This is a genomic window from Lentzea sp. NPDC042327, assembly GCF_040647275.1.
In the GTDB taxonomy this organism is placed as follows: Bacteria; Actinomycetota; Actinomycetes; order Mycobacteriales; family Pseudonocardiaceae; genus Lentzea.
Map to the genome: position 1 here is coordinate 379,807 of NZ_JBEZBX010000001.1, position 17,660 is coordinate 397,466.

Sequence of the window (17,660 nt, forward strand, 5' to 3'; positions counted from 1 at the left end):
TTCGCATGCCCTCGACCAGGACGTGGATGAGCGCGGCAGCGGCGGCAGCGGTCGTGATCGGCGGCCTCGTGCCGGTGGCCCACGCCGAGGTGCGGGCGCTGGCCTGCGGTGACCGGGCGTTCAACGCCGAGGCCGTGCTCAGCGGCAGCACCTGGACCTCCCGCACCGGCGGCCGGACCGTCTACACGGGCACCGACATGCGCTCCGCCGTCCAAGCCGCCGTCGACAGCCTCACCGCGGGCCGGACCGCGAAGCAGTGGGTCCTGGTGCGCGGCAGCGGTGCGATGAGCGCGGGCTCGCGGATCTCGCTGCCCAGCTACACCGGCATCGACGTGTGCGGCACGATCAACGTGACCGGCACCGGCTCCGGCGACCAGGCGCCGATCTACTCGCGCGGCACCCGTGACGTGGAGGTGCGCTACCTGAGCCTCACCGGCCGTCCGCTGTACGGGATCTTCATGCGCAACGTCGACAACCTCGTGCTGGGCCAGCTCGACATGCGCCTGTCCGGCGGCCTGGGCGTGCGCATCGACAACCGCGGCAACACGAGCGTGCGGAGCCGCAACATCCGGATCGACAACGTGTTCGTGTCCGGTGCGAGCAGCCACGCCGTCGAGACCTACGGGGTGGACGGCCTCACGGTCGGCACCGTGACGGCGCGCAACGTCGGCGAGTCCGGGCTGTTGCTCAACGACACGATCAACGCGACGGTCGGCACGGTGGACGCGGAGAACGCGGGCGCGGGCACCGGGTACGCGGCGTTCCGCACGGCCAACCGCAACGGCCGCATCGGCACCGCCTACCCCACGAACGTCCGGGTCGGCACCGTCCGCGCCCGCGGTGGCGGCCGTGGCGTGTTCTGCGTGTCGGAGAGCGGTGGCCTGACGATCGACCGGATCGACCTGGCGAACACCGGCAACAACGCGGTGCTGATCGAGAACTGCACCAACGTGGTCCTGGCGGCACAGAGCGGCACGGTGACCGGCGGCGGGGAGATCCGGCTGGCCGCGCGCTCGGAGTTCCCCGGCAACCGCGACATCACCGTCCAGAACCTGACGGTGACCAACTCGGCCGTCCGCGAAAGCCCCTGCGGCACGAACACGACGTTCCGCAACCTCACCCTGAACAACAGCCCGTCGAACGTCTGCTCCTGACGGCATCTGCAAGTACCACCGACACCTGATCAAACCGCCGCCAACTACCACCAACACGTTCGTCATCCGCCGAACCGGACCACCCCGAGGAGCTGCCATGGTCACGCGCAGGACGGTGCTGTCCGGTGCGGTCGCCACCGTCGCCGCGGCGGCCGTGGGCACGGGTTCCGCCCACGCGGACCAGACCATCACCGTCGACCCCGGTCCAGACCACGGCACGTGGGAGGGCTGGGGCACGTCGCTCGCCTGGTGGGCCAACGTGTTCGGCGACCGCGACGACCTGGCGGACCTGTGGTTCACCACGAAGACCGTCGTCTACAGAGGACAGCCTTTACCCGGCCTGGGGCTCAGCATCGCCCGGTACAACCTCGGCGCGTGCAGCTGGAACAGCGTGAACGACGAGACCATGGTCACCTCGCCGAACATCCCGCGGTTCAAGCAGATCGAGACCTTCTGGCAGGACTGGCGCAACACCGACCCGGCGTCGGCGGCGTGGAAGTGGGCCGCCGACGCCAAGCAACGCGCGGCCGTCGTGAAGGCGGCGCAACGGGGTGCCGTCACCGAGCTGTTCGCCAACTCGCCCGCGTGGTGGATGTGCGCCAACCACAACCCCTCCGGTGCCGCCGACGCGAACAGCGACAACCTGCAGACGTGGAACCAGCGCACCCACGCCGCCCACCTCGCCGAGGTGGCCAGGCAGTTCCGCGACCGGTGGGGCGTCACCTTCCGCACGATCTCGCCGTTCAACGAGCCGGCGTCGGACTACTGGTCGGCGACCGGCAGGCAGGAGGGCTGCCACTTCGACCCGGCGACGCAGCGGGTCGTGCTCCAGCACCTCCGGCAGGAGATGAACGCCCGCGGTCTCACCGGCATGCGGATCGCGGCGTCCGACGAGACCAGCTACGACGCGGCGCGCAGCACGTGGGCCGCGTTCGACGCCACCACCCGGTCCGTCGTGGACCAGCTCAACGTCCACGGCTACCAGGGTTCCGGCGGGCGCCGCGACCTGCTGCACTCCGACGCCCGCTCGGCGGGCAAGGTGCTGTGGAACTCCGAATACGGCGACGCGGACGGCACGGGCCTGTCGATGGCGAGCAACCTGTGCCTGGACTGGCGCTGGCTGCACCCGACCGCGTGGTGCTTCTGGCAGGTGATGGACCCGACCCCGGCGTGGGCGCTGATCAGCTACGACCCGGTCACGCTCGAAGCCGGTGCCGTGCAGAACAAGCTGCACGTCCTGGCACAGTTCACCCGGCACATCCGGCCGGGCATGCGCATCGTCTCCGCGTCCACCGGCAACGCCGCTACCGCCTACGACCCGGTGGCGCGCCGGCTGGTCCTGGTCGGCGTCAACACGGCCACCTCGGCGCAGACGACCACGTTCGACCTGACCCGGTTCACCACCCTGCCCACCGGGCAGCTCACCCGCTGGTCCACGTCCACGACCAGCGGCAGCGACCGCTACGCGCAGCGCACGGACGTCCGCCTGGACGGCAAGCTGCTGCGGGTCGCCTTCGCACCGGGCCAGGTGCAGACCTTCCAGCTCGACGGGGTGGCCGTCTGAGCCGGAGCGGTCAGCGACTCCCGTGCGACCTCACGGGGTTCCGGACACGGTCACCGGGGCGTCCGCGCCGACCCGCGGCAGCGTGAAGCGGACGGTCGTGCCCGCGTTCACCCCGGTGGCCTCCGTGTCCAGCCAGATGCGGCCGCCGTGGAACTCGACGATCTTGCGGCACATCGCGAGCCCGATGCCGGTGCCGGGGTAGCGGTCCTTGGCGTGCAGGCGCTGGAAGATCACGAAGATCCGCTCGGCGTACTGCTCGTCGATGCCGATCCCGTTGTCGCTCACCGAGAACCACCACGTGTCGTCCTCACCGGGCTCGGCCGCGATGCGCACGTGCGGCGGCTCGTCGCCGTGGAACTTCAGCGCGTTGCCGATGAGGTTCTGGAACACCCCGACCAGCAGCCGGACCTCTCCCCTGACCTCGGGCAGCGGTCCCACGTCGATCCGCGCTCCCGAGGACTCGATCGACAGCGCGAGGTTGCGGCGGGCCTCGTCGACCAGGTCACCGGCCAGGACCACCACCTGCTTGTCGCGCATGCGGCCCACCCGGCTGAACGCGAGCAGGTCGTTGATGAGCAGCTGCATGCGCTTCGCGCCGTCCACGGCGAAGTCGATGTACTGCGTGGCGCGCTCGTCGAGCTGGTCGCCGTAGCGCTTCTCCAGCAGCTGGCAGAAGCTCGCGACCTTGCGCAGCGGCTCCTGCAGGTCGTGGGAGGCGACGTAGGCGAACTGCTCGAGCTCGGCGTTGGAGCGGCGCAGCTCGGTCGTGGCGGCGTCGAGCGCGGCGTTGCGCTCCCGCGCCTGCTCCAGCTCGGCGACGATCCGGGTGCGCATGGTGTCGACGTCGACGCCGAGCTCGCGCAGCTCCGTCGGCCCGGTCGCGGCCACGGTGTGCGCGAACGACCCGCCCGCCACCGTCCCGACCTGCCGGCGCAGCCTGCCCAACGGCGCCACGACGAACACCCGCAGCGCCACCACACACCCGAGCACGGCGGCCAGCAGCACGGCCATCGCGACGATGCACGTCACCGCCATCCGCGTGGACGCGTCGTTGAGCGCGGCCCGTCCGGCGGCGCGCTGGGCGGCGATCTCGTCCTGCAACGCCGACAACGCCGCGCGCACCGCGTCGAACCGCTGCTTGCCCAGCGCCTCGGCCGGAACGACGCCGCCCGTCCGCACCGCGGCGACCGCGGGGTCGGCGTAGTCACCACGCCAGTCCGCCAACGCCCCGTCCAGCGCGGTCAGCGCCCGCAGCACGGCCGGGTCGTTCGTCGCCTCGACGGTCGCGCGTGCAGCGGCCTGGCGTTCCCCCGCGTCGCGGTACGGGTCGAGGAACGCCTCGCTGCCGCTCAGCAGGTAGCCCCGGACGCCGTTCTCCTGGTCCACCACGAGGGTGCCGAGCTGCTGCGAGCTCACGACCGCTGGCCCGACGACGTCGAGCAACCGCGAGCGCGCCCTGGACAGGTCGCCGATGGCCAGCAGCACGGCCACCGTCGCCCCGAGCAGGACGACGACGAGCGCCACCGAGATCAGCAGCGACCACCGCCGCAGCGACGGGCCGCCGAGCAGCGCCCCGGAGTCCGGACTCGTCCGCACAACACCTCCCCGGCACCGGCGCCGAGGCGCCGCGCTCGTCCCCTCGACGAGTCGCGCAATCGTAGAGAAGGGGCCGTTCCCGTCGTGACGGCCGGGTGAGTGAGCGTGACCACGGCCCTCGGTGAACCGCTCGTCGCCGTTGACCCTCACACCGTGGGAGGGTCGAGACTGACCGCACCCCCGCACGACGCACCAGCCCAGGAAGCCACATGATCATCGACGACGTCTCGTTCCCCCGCGGTCAGCACTGCGAGACCACCACCCTCGGCGCCCTGCTGCGCCACGAGGGCCTCGACCTGTCCGAACCGCTGCTGTTCGGCCTCGGCGAAGGCCTGGGCTTCGTCTACTGGGATGCGAAAAGCCTCGACTTCCCGTTCCTCGGCGGACGCGTCAAGCCGTTCGCGCTCACCCGGACCGCGGCCACCAGGCTGGGCCTCGACCTGCGCGCCGAGGAGACCACCTCGCCGCGCAAGGCGTGGCAGAACGTCGTCACCCACCTGTCCGCGGGCCGCCCGGTCGGCCTGCAGCTGGACTCGTTCCACCTCGACCACTTCACGACGAAAGTCCACTTCGGAGGTCACTTCGTCGCGATCCACGGCTACGACGACGACACCGCCCACCTCGTCGACACGGCTCAGCAGGGCGGCAACGTCACCACGACGCTGGCGAGCCTGGCGAAGGCCCGTGCCGAACGCGGACCGATGACCGCCCGCAACCTCTCCTACACCGCCACCGCGCCCACCGGCCGTCCCGAGCTCGGACGCGCGGTCCGGGAAGCGGTGCGCGCCAACGCACACGCGTTCCTCACCCCGCCCATCGCCAACCTCGGGCACCGCGGCATCACCACGGCGGCGAAGCGGGTGGCGCGGTGGTTCGACCGGGCCGGCGACCCGTCCCGCGACCTCCCGCTCGCCGCGATGCTGATGGAACGCGGCGGCACCGGCGGATCGCTGTTCCGCGCGCTGTACCGGGACTTCCTCGCCGAGGCCGCCGAGCTCACCGGCGACGACACCCTGCGGCACGGCCACGGGCTGTACGCCGCGATCGCGCCGCTGTGGACCGAGGTGGCCGACCACATCGCCGCGGCCGGGGAGACGGGTGACCAGGGGCGGCTGGACCGGGCAGCGGCGGTCCTGGGCGAGCTGGCGGAACGGGAGCGGACCGCGATGGAGGTGCTGGCCCGCGTGGACACCGGCTGAACCGGCCGTGCCGACCAGGCCACGACAGCAGCGCGTGCGCGGTCGAACCGCCGGGACGTGGCCACGACGCCGCAGCCACGTCACCGCGCCCGAGGAGAACGAGCGTCAGAGTTCGGAGAAGTGGGCCGCGTCGCCGACCACGGTCGTGCTCGCCACGCCCTCGACGCTGACCGGCACGTCGCCCGCGAGGGTGATGCGGTGCAGCCGGCGGCGGGCGTTGTCGTAGTCGTCGACGCCGTAGTGCTGGGTGGCCCGGTTGTCCCAGATCGCCACGTCACCGTCGGCCCACTGCCAGCGCACGGTGTTCTCCAGCCGGGTGACGCGGTCCTGCAGCAGCTGGAAGACCGCCTTGGACTCCGCGGCCGTCAGGCCGACGATCCGCTTGACGAAGTGCCCGAGCAGCAGCGCTCGTTCGCCGGTCTCCGGGTGCACTCGGACCAGCGGGTGCTCGGTCTCGTAGCGCTGCGACTCGAACTCCGAGCGGTAGGCCCGTTCCTTCACGTCGACGCCGCCGATGCGGGTCGAGTCGACGTGACCCGCGTAGTCGTAGACGTTGGTGTGCACCGCCCACAGCCGGTCCACGAGCGCCTTCAACGCCTCGGGCAGCTCGTCGTAGGCGCGTGCGGTGTTCGCCCAGACCGTGCTGCCCCCGTACGGCGGCAGCTCGACGGCGCGCAGGATGCTGATCGCGGGCACGCGGTCGACGAACGTGACGTCGGTGTGCCAGCTGTTGGCCTTGCCGTAGTCGGAGTCGATCGCCAGCACGTTGGTGTGGTTCTGGCCCTTCACCGTGGGGTGCGCGAGGGTCGGGCTGCCGAGCAGCCGCGCGAACGCGAGCTGCTCCGCGTCGTCGAGGTGGTGCTGGTCGCGGAAGAACACGACCTTGTTGGCCAGCAGGGCGGCCCTGATCTCCGCCACGACGTCCTGCGGGAGGTCGCCGCCGAGCCGGACGCCGTCGACGCGTGCGCCGATGCCCGCACCCAGTTTGGCGACGGTGGCGGAAAGTTGTGCGGTCATCGCGGACTTCCTCTCGTGGTGGCGAACTTCCCCACCACCGTGCTGATGTCCGCGCCGCGTGCGCAACATCGCGCGGCCGGAAAATAAGTCTTCCCAGCACCTGGAAGGGATTGACCGGCCGAGTTCCTTCCAGCGTGAAAAATAGGCGGGACCGTCCAGCCCGGCTCCATGATGTGGGACGTGCGGTCCGGCCGTTGACCCCGTCCGATCCGGGTGTGACGCTCGCTCCGTGAGCCAAGCCGCCTCTCTCACCTCGCGCCGGCACGTCGACCTCCGACGGCACGCCAGCGCCTTCTGTCGCGCCGGTCGCTGAATCCGCTCCGCATTTCCACCGGGACCGTTCGTCCCGTTCTTCAGCGTGCCCGACTTCCCTTCGACAAAGGACCTGCCGTGACCACCACGCGACGGAACTTCCTCGGCCTTTCCCTGCTCGGACTGACAGCCGCGACCGTCGGCTGCTCCACCGCCGCCGGTGCCGGCGTCGAGACCAAGACGCTGCGCTACCAGGGCTGGGCGGGCGACGTGACGCTGCCGGAGCTGGCAGCGGAGCTGGGCTACCTCGGCGACGTGAAGCTCGAGTGGGTCGGCAACACGATCAGCGGCCCGCAGGACATCCAGTCCGCCGCCACCGGGCAGGTCGACTTCGGCGGCGCGTTCAACGGCGCCGTGGTCAAGCTCAAGGCCGCCGGAGCGCCGATCCGGTCCGTGATCGGCTACTACGGCGCCGACGAGAACGCCTACAGCGGCTTCTACGTGCTCGACGACAGCCCGGTCCGCACGGCCCGCGACCTGCTCGGCAAGAAGGTCGGCATGAACACCCTCGGCGCTCACCACGAGGCCATGCTCGGCATCTACCTCAAGCGGGCAGGCCTGAGCCAGGACGAGGTCAAGAAGGTCGAGCCGATCGTCGTGCCCCCGGTCAACACCGAGCAGTCGGTGCGGCAGAAGCAGATCGAGGTCGGTGTGCTCGGCGGCATCCTGCGCGACAAGGCGCTGGAGAAGGGCGGTGTGCGCAAGCTGTTCTCCGACTTCGACCTGCTGGGCCCGTTCACCGCCGGCACGTACGTCTTCACCGAGAAGTTCCTGCGCGACAACCCCGGCACGGTCCGGACGTTCACGAGCGGCATCGCGAAGGCGATCGAGTGGAGCCGCACCACCCCGCGCGAGGAGGTGGTGGCGCGCAAGGTCGAGGTCCTCACCCGGCGCGGGCGCAACGAGGACCCTGCGGCGCTCAGGTACTGGAAGTCCACGGGGGTCGCCGAGAAGGGCGGCAAGATCCTCGACCGGGAGCTGTCCATCTGGGTCGACTGGCTCGCCGAGCGCGGGGAGATCACCCGGGACCAGGTGCGGCTCACCGACCTGTACACCAACGAGTTCAACGAGCTGGCCCGATGAGCGCGCACATCGCCTTCCGCGGCGTCACCAAGCGGTTCGACGTCAAGGTCCGCGGTTCCCGGCAGCGCACCGGGTTCACCGCCGTCGACCGGATCGACCTCGACGTCGAACGGGGCGAGTTCGTCGTCCTCGTCGGCCCCAGCGGGTGCGGCAAGTCCACGCTGCTCGACCTGCTCGGCGGACTCACCGAACCGAGCGAGGGCGAGATCCTGCTCGACGGCCGCCCGATCACCGGTCCCGGCCTCGACCGCGGCATCGTCTTCCAGCAGTACGCGCTGCTGCCGTGGCGCACCGCTCAGGGCAACGTCGAGTTCGGGCTGGAGGCGACCGGGGTGCCGCGCAGGCAGCGCGCAGGGCGGGCCCGCGAGTTCCTCGACCTGGTCGGGCTGACCGGGTTCGAGGACCGGCACCCGCACCAGCTGTCCGGCGGCATGCGGCAACGGGTCGCCATCGCCCGCAGCCTCGCCTACGACCCGCAGGTGCTGCTGATGGACGAGCCGTTCGCCGCGCTCGACGCGCAGACCCGCGAGTCGTTGCAGGACGAGCTGCTGCGGATCTGGCAGCGCACCGGCAAGACCGTCGTGTTCATCACGCACTCCATCGACGAGGCGGTCCACCTCGGTCAGCGGGTGGTCGTGCTGACCTCGCGGCCGGGCCGGGTGAAGGAGGTCGTGCCGATCGACCTCGGTGACCGGACCCGGCAGGACGACCTGCGCTCGAGCCCCGAGTTCGCGCGCTGCCGGCACCGCATCTGGGACCTCCTGCACGACGAGGTGTCCCGTGCCCAGCAACAGGAGAAGGAGGTGGTGGGCGCATGACCGCGCTGCTGGAGACCCCGTCACGGACCGAGGACCACGCCCCGCCGGCACCGGCGCGGCCACGCGGGGCGGTGGCCCGGCTGGCCGACGCGCTGCTGACCGCCGTGGGCAAGGTCGTGGCCATCGCGGTCGTGCTGGCCGTCTGGGAGATTGCGCCCCGGTTCGGCCTGGTGGACTCCACGTTCCTGCCGCCGTTCTCGACGGTCCTGGAGTCGTGGTGGGACCTCGCGGTGAGCGGGAAGCTGCTCGACAACACGCAGGCGAGCCTGGTGCGGTCGCTGTCCGGCTTCGGGCTCGCGGTCGCGGCCGCGGTCCCGCTCGGGCTGCTGATCGGCTGGTACAAGCCGGTCGCGAACCTGCTCAGCCCGCTGCTGGAGGTCTTCCGCAACACCGCCGCGCTCGCGTTGCTGCCGGTGTTCGTGCTGCTGCTGGGCATCGGCGAGACGTCGAAGATCGCGATCGTCTGCTACGCCTGCACCTGGCCGGTCCTGCTCAACACGATCAGCGCCGTGCGCGCGGTGGACCCGACGCTGCTGCGGCTCGCGCGGTCGATGGACCTGAGCGGCTTCCGGTTGTTCCAGAAGGTGATCCTGCCCTCGGCGGTGCCCACGGTGTTCACCGGCGTCCGGCTCGCCGGCGCGTTGTCGATCCTCGTGCTGGTGGCCGCGGAGATGGTCGGCGCCAAGGCCGGTCTCGGGTACCTGATCAACGCCTCGCAGTTCAACTTCGCGATCCCGCAGATGTACGCCGGGATCATCACCCTGTCCGCCATCGGCGTGCTGTTCAACCAGGTGCTGGTCGCTCTGGAGCGCCGGTTCACCTCGTGGCGCGTCCCGGTCGGGGCCTGAGGAGGGGTCATGACGCTCACAGCTGACGTGCTGGTGGTGGGTGGCGGTCCGGCCGCCACGTGGGCCGCGCTCAAGGCCGCCGAGCAGGGTGCCTCGGTCGTGCTGGCGGACAAGGGGTACTGCGGGACGAGCGGCGCGACCGCGTCCGTCGGCACCGGTGTCTGGTACGTGCCGCCGGAGGAGAAGGCCCGTGAGGCGGCCATGGCCAGCCGCGAGGCGCTCGGCGGGTACCTCGCCGACCGCCGGTGGATGGCCCGCGTGCTCGACGAGACCTACGAGCGGGTCAACGAGCTGGCCGACGCCGGGCGCTACCCGTTCCCCACCGGACCGGACGGCACACCGCTGCGCAACGGCCTGCAGGGGCCGGAGTACATGCGGCGCCAGCGGATCCGGGTCAAACGCGCCGGGGTCGTCGTCCTGGACCACAGCCCGGTCACCGAGCTGCTCACCGCCGACGACGGCGCGGTCGCGGGCGCTGCCGGGTACCGGCGGCAGGCCGGTCGGCCGTTCGAGGTGCGCGCGGGCGCGGTGGTCGTCGCCACGGGCGGGTGCGCGTTCCTGAGCAAGGCGTTCGGGTGCGACGTGAACACCGGCGACGGGGCGTTGCTCGCGGTGGAGGCCGGCGCCGAGCTGTCCGGCATGGAGTTCTCCAACGCCTACGGCATCGCCCCGGAGCACACGTCCGTCACGAAGACCGCGTTCTACAACTACGCCACCTTCTACCGCGCCGACGGCGAGGTGCTGGAGGGCGCGGGCAGCCAGCGCGGGCGTTCGGTGATCGCGAGGACCCTGTTGTCGGAGAAGGTGTTCTGCAAGCTGGACCTGGCCGACGACGCGGCGCGCAGGGCGATGCGGCTGGCGCAGCCCAACTTCTTCCTCACGTTCGACCGGCTGGGCGTCGACCCGTTCACCGAGCCGTTCGCCGTGACGCTGCTGGCCGAGGGCACCGTGCGCGGCACCGGTGGCATCCGGATCGTCGACGACGGCTGCGCCACCACCGTTCCCGGTCTGTACGCCGCCGGTGACGCCGCCACGCGCGAGCTGATCTGCGGCGGGTTCACCGGCGGTGGCAGCCACAACGCCGCGTGGGCCATCTCGTCCGGCTCGTGGGCCGGCCGGTCCGCCGCCCGGTTCGCGCTCGCGCTCGGCCGCGGCACCCGGCGGGTCACCGCGGCCGGTGGCGCGGGCCTGCGCCCGACCGGCCGCTCCGCGGAGGTCGACGTCGAGGAGGTGGTCCGTGCGGTGCAGGCCGAGGTCCTGCCCTACGACAAGAACTACCTGCGCCACGGCGACGTGCTGCGGGCGGCGCTGGGAGAGCTCGACGAGACCTGGCGGTCGGTGCGGTCGGGCCTGCGGGCCGAGGGTGCCGCGGTCGTGCGGGCCCGGCAGGCGGCCGCGATGGTCGCGCACGCGCGGTGGATGTACACCTCCGCCCTGCTGCGGGAGGAGAGCCGCGGCATGGCCAGGCGGCTCGACCGCCCCGGCCTCGACCCCGCCCAGCGCCACCGGATCACCTCCGGCGGCCTGGACGAGGTGTGGGCCCGCCCGCAGGAGGTGATGGCGTGATCGAGCTGGTGTCGGCGGCGCAGTGCATCGCCTGCGACAAGTGCATCGAGGTGTGCCCCACCAACGTGTTCGACCGGGGTGCGGACGGGCTGCCGGTGGTCAGCAGGCAGTCCGACTGCCAGACGTGCTTCCAGTGCGAGGCCAACTGCCCGGCGGACGCGCTGTTCGTGGCACCGCAGACCCACCCGCTGCCACCGGGGTCGCCCGCGCACGACGAGGACCACCTGCGCCGGACCGGGCTGCTCGGCAGCTACCGCAGGGAGATCGGGTGGGGCCGCGGCCGCACGCCGGGCGCGGCGCGCGCCGTCGGCCCCGCCCTGTCCCCCTCCGCCCCGCCGCTGATCTCGTGAGCGGCACCGCGTCGGTCGTGCTCGGCACGGTGCTGCGGTGCGGGCCGATCGCCCGCAGCACCATCGCCCGCACGTCCGGTCTGAGCCCGGCCGCGGTGACCCGTGCCTGCGCGGCCCTGACCGAGCTCGGGCTGCTCGCCGAGGTGCCGCAGGCCGTGCCGTACCGGGGCATCGGACGGCCGCACGTGCCGGTCGACGTCGACACGAGCCGGCACGTCGTGGCCGGCGTCCACGTCGCGCACCTGTTCAGCACGATCACGCTGGTCGACCTGCGCGGCCGGGTGCTCGTGCGGCGGACGATCCCGCACACCGCGGCGGACGACCCGCACGAGGTGCTGACGACGGCCGCCGACGAGCTGCTGCGGCTGCACGCCGACCGGTTCCCCGGCCACATCCCGATCGGTCTCGGCGTGGCAGCGGGCGGCTGGGTCGACCCGACCGGCGGTGTGGTCGTCCGGCACGCCTCGCTGGGCTGGCGCGACGTCGAGGTCGCCGCGCTGCTCACCGCGAGGACCGGGTTGCCGGTGCGGGTCGACAGCCACGCCAGGGCGCTGGCACGGGCCGAGCAGCTCTTCGGTGCCGCGCGCGGCCGCGAGTCGTTGCTGCACCTGTTCGTCGGCAACGTCGTCGACGCGGCGATCGTGACCGCCGGCACCACCCACCGCGGGCCGCGGTCGGCCGCAGGGGACGTGGCGCACCTGGCGCTGGGCGACCCCGGCGTCCGGTGCGGGTGCGGCAAGCGCGGGTGCCTGGAGGCCACCGTGTCCGACCGCGCCTGGGCCGAGCGGGCCCACCTGGCCGGGGTGGTGCGGCGGCCGTCGATCTTCGACCTGGTCGACGACGCCGTGGCCGGGTCACCCGCGGCGCGGGCGGACCTCGTCGAGCGGGCCCGCGTGGTCGGGAGAGCGGCGGCCGTGCTGTTCGACTTCCTCGACCCGGAGGTCCTGGTCGTCACCGAGATCGGCACGAACCGGCTGCCCGACTGCGCCGCCGCGCTGCGCGAGGAGGTCGCGGCCATGTCGCGCGCGTCCGCAGACGCGGTGCTGGCGAGCAGCTTCGGCGAGGACGTGCTGGCGGTCGCGGCGGGTGCCGTGCAGCTGGACGCCCTCTACGCCGACCCCTTGAACATCCGAAACCCAGTCTGGCAGGGAGTCTGAAGTTGTCCGCACGCGAACTCCACCTCAACGCGTTCTTGATGGGCGTCGGCCACCACGAGGCCGCCTGGCGGCACTCGCGCACCGACCCGCGGGCGCTGGGCGACGTCACGCACTTCCAGCACCTCGCGCGCACCGCCGAGCGCGGCACGTTCGACTCGGTGTTCCTCGCCGACGGCGTGCAGATCTGGGGCGACGTCCGGCACACCGCCGCCGGTCACTTCGAACCGCTCACCCTGCTCACCGCGCTGGCGCAGGCGACCGACCACATCGGACTGATCGCCACCGCGTCCACCGGGTTCAGCGAGCCCTACAACCTCGCGCGGCTGTTCTCCTCGCTCGACCACATCAGCGGTGGCCGGGCCGGCTGGAACATCGTCACGACCGCCCAGGACCGGTCGGCGCAGAACTTCAACCGCGAGGTCAACACCGAGCACGCCGAACGCTACGAGCGCGCAGCGGAGTTCCTGGACGTGACCACCGCCCTGTGGGACTCCTGGGAGGACGACGCGGTCGTCGCCGACCCCGGTTCCGGCGTCTACGCCGACGAGGCGAAGGTGCACGAGGTCGGCCACCGCGGCCGGTTCTTCTCCGTGCGCGGGCCGCTCAACGCGGTGCGCAGCCCGCAGGGGCGTCCGCTGCTGGTGCAGGCCGGGTCCAGCGAGGACGGCAGGGCGTTCGCGGCGGCCTGGGCGGAGGCGGTGTTCACGGCCCAGCAGACGCACGAGGACGCCACCGCGTTCTACGCCGACCTCAAGCGCCGGGTGGTCGCGGCCGGTCGGCCGGCGGACGGCGTGAAGGTGCTGCCCGGCATCGTCCCCGTGCTCGGCGGCACCGAGGCAGAGGCGCGGCGCCTGGCCGCGGAGCTCGACGAGCTGATCATCCCGGAACGGGCGGTGCGGCAGCTGACCGACATGATCGGCGTCGACCTCACCGGCCACCCGCTCGACGCGCCGCTGCCCGCGTTGCCGCCGGTCAGCCGCATCAACGGGGCCAAGAGCCGGTTCGAGCTGGTCCGCGACCTGGCTGAGCGGGAACGGCTGACGCTGCGGCAGCTGCTCGGCCGGCTCGGCGGCGGCCGCGGCCACCAGGTCGTCGCGGGCACGCCCGAGCAGATCGCCGACCACGTCGAGCTGTGGTTCACCACGGGGGCCGCCGACGGGTTCAACGTGATGGCGCCCCTGCTGCCGTCGGGGCTGGAGGAGTTCGTCGACCACGTCGTGCCGCTGCTGCGGGCGCGCGGCCTGTTCCGCACCGAGTACACCGGCCGGACGCTGCGCGAGCACTACGGGCTGGCCAGGCCGGTCAGCCGGTACGCCGCCGGGACGGAGGTCGTCGCCGAGGTCGGGTGAGCGCCGACGGACGCGCGGCGGTCACGTTCGCCGTGCGTCCAGCCGGGCGCCGATGTCGGCGAGCCGTTGGTCCAGCGGCACCCGGTGGGCGGCGTCGAGGCGTTCGAGCACGGCGATCAGCGGTGGGCACCCGGCCAGGTCCCGGCTTCCCAGCTCCGCCGCGTCGACCACGTGGGGGAACCGGGCGAGCGCGGGGTGGTCCTTCGTCAGCCGTTCACCACCGGTCCTGGGCAGGAACGCCTGCGTCATCGGGTCGTCGAGCCGGTCGAGCACGACCAGCGTGTCCTCGCCGCGCCCCTCGGCGGTCAGGAGCTCCAGCTCCCGCGCCAGTCCCGGCGTGAGCTCCGCCGCCCACACGACCACCTGGGCGGTGACGGTGATCAGCGTCGACACGGTGTCGAACCACGTCTCGTGCGGCAGGTAGAGCCGGACCGGCGCGGTGAACTGACCCCAGTCCTGGTGGTCCAGCTCCAGCTCACCGGCGGTCGTGCTGGCCACGAGGACGAGCGGCACGGAGGCGGCCAGCTCGGTCAGCGCGGATGTGGCGCCGCCGCCGAGGCTGATCACCTGGACGTGGTCCGCCGGGTCGTCGGGGCCGGCCAGGAGCGTCGAGGTCCCGGAGCGTTCGGTGAGCTCGAAGTTGCGCAGCAGCAGGACGAACGGCTCTCCGGTGCACAACCAGCTCCGCACCGTGCCGACGGACCTGCGGTGCACGGCCCCGGCCTGGCGGACCAGCTCGCGCAGGTGGTTGCGCGGTGCGCCGGCCCGCAGCCAGGACGCGAACCCGCGCGGGGTGGACCGCCGCCGCCGGTCCCAGTACCGCTGGCGTTCGAGGTGGCCCAGCTCGAACTCGGGCTCGCCCACGTGGAACCGGTCGAGCACCCCGGCGGCGTGCCGTGCCCGGACACGCCACAGGTCCACGTCCTCCGACGCACCCGGCGGGTCGGCCGCGAACTCGGCCGCGATCAGGTCGAGCAGCCGGCGTGCGGGCTCCTCGTCCCCGAGCTGGAGCCGCAGCAGGGCCTCGTTGCCCAGCCCCTGCGCCCGCCACCCGCGCAGGCCGGGGTCGGCGCTGCCGCGGCACCGGGTGCCCAGCTCACGCCACAGGGCGGCGACCTCCTCGACCCCCGCCCGGCCGGACGTGACGTGCCGGCCGCTCAGGTGCGCGAGGGTGGACAACGCCCGGCACACCGCGTCCTCCACCTGGACGTCCCCGGCTGCGCGAACCCCGTCCACGACCTCGCGCAGCACCCCGATCGCCAGCGCGGCCGACTCCCGGTCGACCGCCCGCACCGCGCACGTGTCGGTCAGCGCCATGACCGTGCGCACCGCCGTGTCACCAGCGGGTACGCGTCCCACGTGCCGCGCCAGCCAGCCCAGCAACAGGAACGCGTCGGGGGCACGCCCCCGGTCGAAGAGCTCGACCGCCGTCTCGAACGTCAGGAACGCGAAGGTGTGCGGATCGCCGTGGGTCGACACGACGTCGAAGTACCAGCGCCGGAACTGCTCGTCACCGGCCCTCCCGGCGTCCCGCCGCAGCTCGTCCCAGCCGGCGAGCGTGTCCGCCACGACCCGTGGCACGGTGAACTCGTCCTCATCCACCGGCACTCCCGGCGCTCGCCAGGAACGCGGCGGTGGCACGGGGGTCGCGCAGCACGTGCAGCGTCGCGCCGGGCGCGTGCTCGCTGACCGCCTCCAGCAGCAACGGCCGGCTGCGGCGCCGCCAGAACCACAGCCACGCCCAGAAGTCGGCCCGTTCGCGCGACCGCAGCAACGCCCGCCAGGCACAGCGCCAGAACGGGAAGTCGAGCAGCACCACCGTGTCGGCCCGCCGCAGCCGCACGGCGAGCACGTCGTGCGGACCGAGGTCGCCGTCCATGACCCACCGGTCCGCCTCGGCGAGCTCGCCCTGCACGATCGCCCACAGGTCGTGCGTCATCGGTTCGAGCTTCGGACCCCAGAAGTGCTTGTCCAGCTCGACGACGGGCAGTCCGGTGGCCTTGCCCAGTGCGACCGCCAGCGTCGACTTCCCCGCTGCACCGCGGCCCAGGAGCACCACGCGTTCCATTGCCGCCATGTTGCCAGTGGATCACAGACGGGCCGTCAGCGTGCGAACTTCGCGACAGCCTCGGGGGTCACCGGGGTGAAGAAGTTGACGAGGTTGCCGTCGGGGTCGCGGAACAGCAGCGCGCGGTTGCCCCAGGGCATCGTGGTGGGCTCGGTGACGAACTCGTCCACGACCCCGGTCAGGTTCCGGTGCACGGCGTCCACGTCGTCGACCAGGAACTCGATGATGACGCTGCGGTTGTCGGCGGGCCGTGCGGAACCGGGCGCGAACAGCGGCACGGTGCGGGTGCTGCCGATCGCGAGGGTCGCGCGACCGGTCCTGATCTCGGCGAAGTCCTCGGTCGCCCAGTCGGCGCGGAGGCCGGTGGCGCGTTCGTAGAACCCGGCGAGGCGGGCGACGTCGGCGGTGATGACGCGGATCGAGACGAGGTCCATGAGCTTTCTCCCTTTGTTCGTCGGTACCTGTGCCCGCACGCTAAAGCGGATACCGGGCAGAACCCGCCCGGTATTTCCTGGAGACTTGTGCCATGATCCGGCCCACCGCCCGAGTGCTCACGCTGCTGGAGCTCCTGCAGTCCGGCGGCGTGCGAACCGTGGCCGAGCTCGCCGACCGGCTCGGCGTCAACGAGCGCACGGTGCGGCGCTACGTCGACCACCTCCTCGATCTGGACGTCCCGGTCGAGTCGGTGCGCGGCCGCTACGGCGGCTACCGGCTGGCCCCCGGCTACCGCATGCCGCCGCTGATGCTGACCGACGACGAGGCCCTGGCCGTGCTGCTCGGCCTGGTCGCGGGCCGCCGGACGGGCCTGACGACGGCGGCGGGCGCGGCCGGTGAGACGGCGGCCGCGAAGATCCGCCGAGTGCTCCCGGACCACCTCGGCCGCCGGCTCGACGCCGTGCTCGGCTCCCTCGCGTTCACCGCTCCCGGCGCGGAGGCCGCCGTCCCGGAGGGCGCCGTGCTGCTGACCCTCGCGGACGCGGTGGCGCACCGGCGGCCGGTGTCGATCCGGTACACCGGCGCCGACGGGCGGCGCAGCGAGCGCACCCTGCACCCGTACGGGCTGGTCAACCACGCGGGCCGGTGGTACGTGCGGGCCGCCGACCCGGCGCTCGGTGAGGACCGCACGTTCCGGCTGGACCGCATCGGCGGCGCGCGGACGTTGCCCGGCACGTTCGCCGTGCCCGAGGGGCTCGACGCGGCGGAGCAGGTGGTGACGGGACTCGCCACGGCACCGCACCGGTACGAGGTGGCGCTGCGGGTGCGGGGCAACGCGGATGAGGTCCGCGCGCGGCTCCCGGCCGGGGTGGCGGTGGTGGAGCCGGAGCCGGACGGCGGGGAGTGGGTGCGGGTCGGGCTGCGGGTGGAACGGCTCGACTGGCTGCCCGGTGTGCTGGCGGCGCTGGACCTGCCGTTCGTGGTCGACCGGCCGGACGAGCTGCGCGGGCTGGTCGCGGAGTTGGCTGAGCGACTGGCGCGGTCGGCGCGGCGGCGGCCGGAGGATTAGCCGCGCGGTCGGCACGCCGGAAGCCGGAGCGCTGATCGCGCCAACTCAGCGGCTGACGCGGTCGGCACGCTGGAA

At 72.6% G+C, this 17,660-nt stretch carries 17 protein-coding genes; 12 read left to right on the forward strand and 5 right to left on the reverse strand.

Annotated features, from left to right (window positions below; all coding sequences use genetic code 11):
- Positions 1-5 precede the first annotated feature (5 nt).
- Both AB0A63_RS01375 and AB0A63_RS01380 read left to right on the forward strand, forming a co-directional pair.
- Complete coding sequence (locus AB0A63_RS01375) at positions 6-1,154, forward strand: hypothetical protein (protein WP_360383991.1); 1,149 nt, start codon at positions 6-8, stop codon at positions 1,152-1,154.
- Positions 1,155-1,251: 97 nt separating this feature from the next.
- Positions 1,252-2,718, forward strand: coding sequence for a glycoside hydrolase (locus tag AB0A63_RS01380; protein WP_360383995.1), 1,467 nt, complete (start codon positions 1,252-1,254; stop codon positions 2,716-2,718).
- A gap of 30 nt (positions 2,719-2,748) precedes the next feature.
- Here AB0A63_RS01380 and AB0A63_RS01385 read toward each other — a convergent pair whose 3' ends face one another.
- A complete protein-coding gene (locus tag AB0A63_RS01385; RefSeq protein WP_360383998.1) occupies positions 2,749-4,314 on the reverse strand; it encodes an ATP-binding protein in 1,566 nt (521 codons plus the stop codon).
- Between the two features lie 209 nt (positions 4,315-4,523).
- Between AB0A63_RS01385 and AB0A63_RS01390 the strand changes: the two genes are divergently transcribed.
- A complete protein-coding gene (locus tag AB0A63_RS01390) occupies positions 4,524-5,513 on the forward strand; it encodes a BtrH N-terminal domain-containing protein (protein WP_360384000.1) in 990 nt (329 codons plus the stop codon).
- A gap of 105 nt (positions 5,514-5,618) precedes the next feature.
- On the opposite strand, the gene AB0A63_RS01395 is transcribed toward AB0A63_RS01390, so the two are convergent.
- Complete coding sequence (locus tag AB0A63_RS01395; protein ID WP_360384003.1) at positions 5,619-6,530, reverse strand: TauD/TfdA family dioxygenase; 912 nt, start codon at positions 6,528-6,530, stop codon at positions 5,619-5,621.
- Between the two features lie 229 nt (positions 6,531-6,759).
- On the opposite strand from AB0A63_RS01395, the gene AB0A63_RS01400 reads away from it, so the two are divergent.
- From AB0A63_RS01400 to AB0A63_RS01435, 8 genes are all read left to right on the forward strand, one after another.
- A complete protein-coding gene (locus AB0A63_RS01400) occupies positions 6,760-6,843 on the forward strand; it encodes a putative leader peptide (RefSeq protein WP_360384958.1) in 84 nt (27 codons plus the stop codon).
- A gap of 77 nt (positions 6,844-6,920) precedes the next feature.
- Positions 6,921-7,925, forward strand: a complete 1,005-nt coding sequence (locus AB0A63_RS01405) for an ABC transporter substrate-binding protein (protein ID WP_360384006.1) — start codon at positions 6,921-6,923, stop codon at positions 7,923-7,925.
- The gene (locus tag AB0A63_RS01410; RefSeq protein ID WP_360384008.1) at positions 7,922-8,743 is read left to right on the forward strand and encodes an ABC transporter ATP-binding protein; all 822 of its coding nucleotides are present in this window, start codon (positions 7,922-7,924) and stop codon (positions 8,741-8,743) included. Before AB0A63_RS01405 ends, AB0A63_RS01410 begins: the two co-directional genes overlap by 4 nt.
- Entirely contained in the window at positions 8,740-9,591 is an 852-nt protein-coding gene (locus AB0A63_RS01415) for an ABC transporter permease (RefSeq protein ID WP_360384011.1), read from the forward strand. Before AB0A63_RS01410 ends, AB0A63_RS01415 begins: the two co-directional genes overlap by 4 nt.
- Before the next feature lie 9 nt (positions 9,592-9,600).
- Positions 9,601-11,157 carry an FAD-binding protein gene (locus AB0A63_RS01420; protein WP_360384014.1) on the forward strand — a complete coding sequence of 519 codons (1,557 nt, stop codon included), beginning with the start codon at positions 9,601-9,603 and terminating at the stop codon, positions 11,155-11,157.
- Entirely contained in the window at positions 11,154-11,507 is a 354-nt protein-coding gene (locus AB0A63_RS01425) for a ferredoxin family protein (RefSeq protein ID WP_360384017.1), read from the forward strand. Before AB0A63_RS01420 ends, AB0A63_RS01425 begins: the two co-directional genes overlap by 4 nt.
- Positions 11,504-12,664 (forward strand): ROK family protein, encoded by a 1,161-nt coding sequence (locus tag AB0A63_RS01430; RefSeq protein ID WP_360384020.1) that lies wholly within the window; start codon positions 11,504-11,506, stop codon positions 12,662-12,664. The genes AB0A63_RS01425 and AB0A63_RS01430 overlap by 4 nt, the downstream gene beginning before the upstream one ends.
- A gap of 2 nt (positions 12,665-12,666) precedes the next feature.
- Positions 12,667-14,013, forward strand: a complete 1,347-nt coding sequence (locus tag AB0A63_RS01435) for an LLM class flavin-dependent oxidoreductase (RefSeq protein ID WP_360384023.1) — start codon at positions 12,667-12,669, stop codon at positions 14,011-14,013.
- A 21-nt stretch (positions 14,014-14,034) separates the two neighbouring features.
- Here AB0A63_RS01435 and AB0A63_RS01440 read toward each other — a convergent pair whose 3' ends face one another.
- Genes AB0A63_RS01440 through AB0A63_RS01450 form a run of 3 tightly spaced genes read right to left on the reverse strand, consistent with a single transcriptional unit; the run spans position 14,035 to position 16,515 of the window.
- Positions 14,035-15,615, reverse strand: a complete 1,581-nt coding sequence (locus AB0A63_RS01440) for a hypothetical protein (RefSeq protein ID WP_360384026.1) — start codon at positions 15,613-15,615, stop codon at positions 14,035-14,037.
- A complete protein-coding gene (locus tag AB0A63_RS01445; RefSeq protein WP_360384029.1) occupies positions 15,608-16,081 on the reverse strand; it encodes a DNA topology modulation protein FlaR in 474 nt (157 codons plus the stop codon). The genes AB0A63_RS01440 and AB0A63_RS01445 overlap by 8 nt, the downstream gene beginning before the upstream one ends.
- A 35-nt stretch (positions 16,082-16,116) precedes the next feature.
- Positions 16,117-16,515, reverse strand: a complete 399-nt coding sequence (locus AB0A63_RS01450; protein ID WP_360384032.1) for a VOC family protein — start codon at positions 16,513-16,515, stop codon at positions 16,117-16,119.
- A gap of 92 nt (positions 16,516-16,607) precedes the next feature.
- On the opposite strand from AB0A63_RS01450, the gene AB0A63_RS01455 reads away from it, so the two are divergent.
- Complete coding sequence (locus AB0A63_RS01455) at positions 16,608-17,585, forward strand: YafY family protein (RefSeq protein ID WP_360384035.1); 978 nt, start codon at positions 16,608-16,610, stop codon at positions 17,583-17,585.
- Positions 17,586-17,660: the final 75 nt, after the last annotated feature.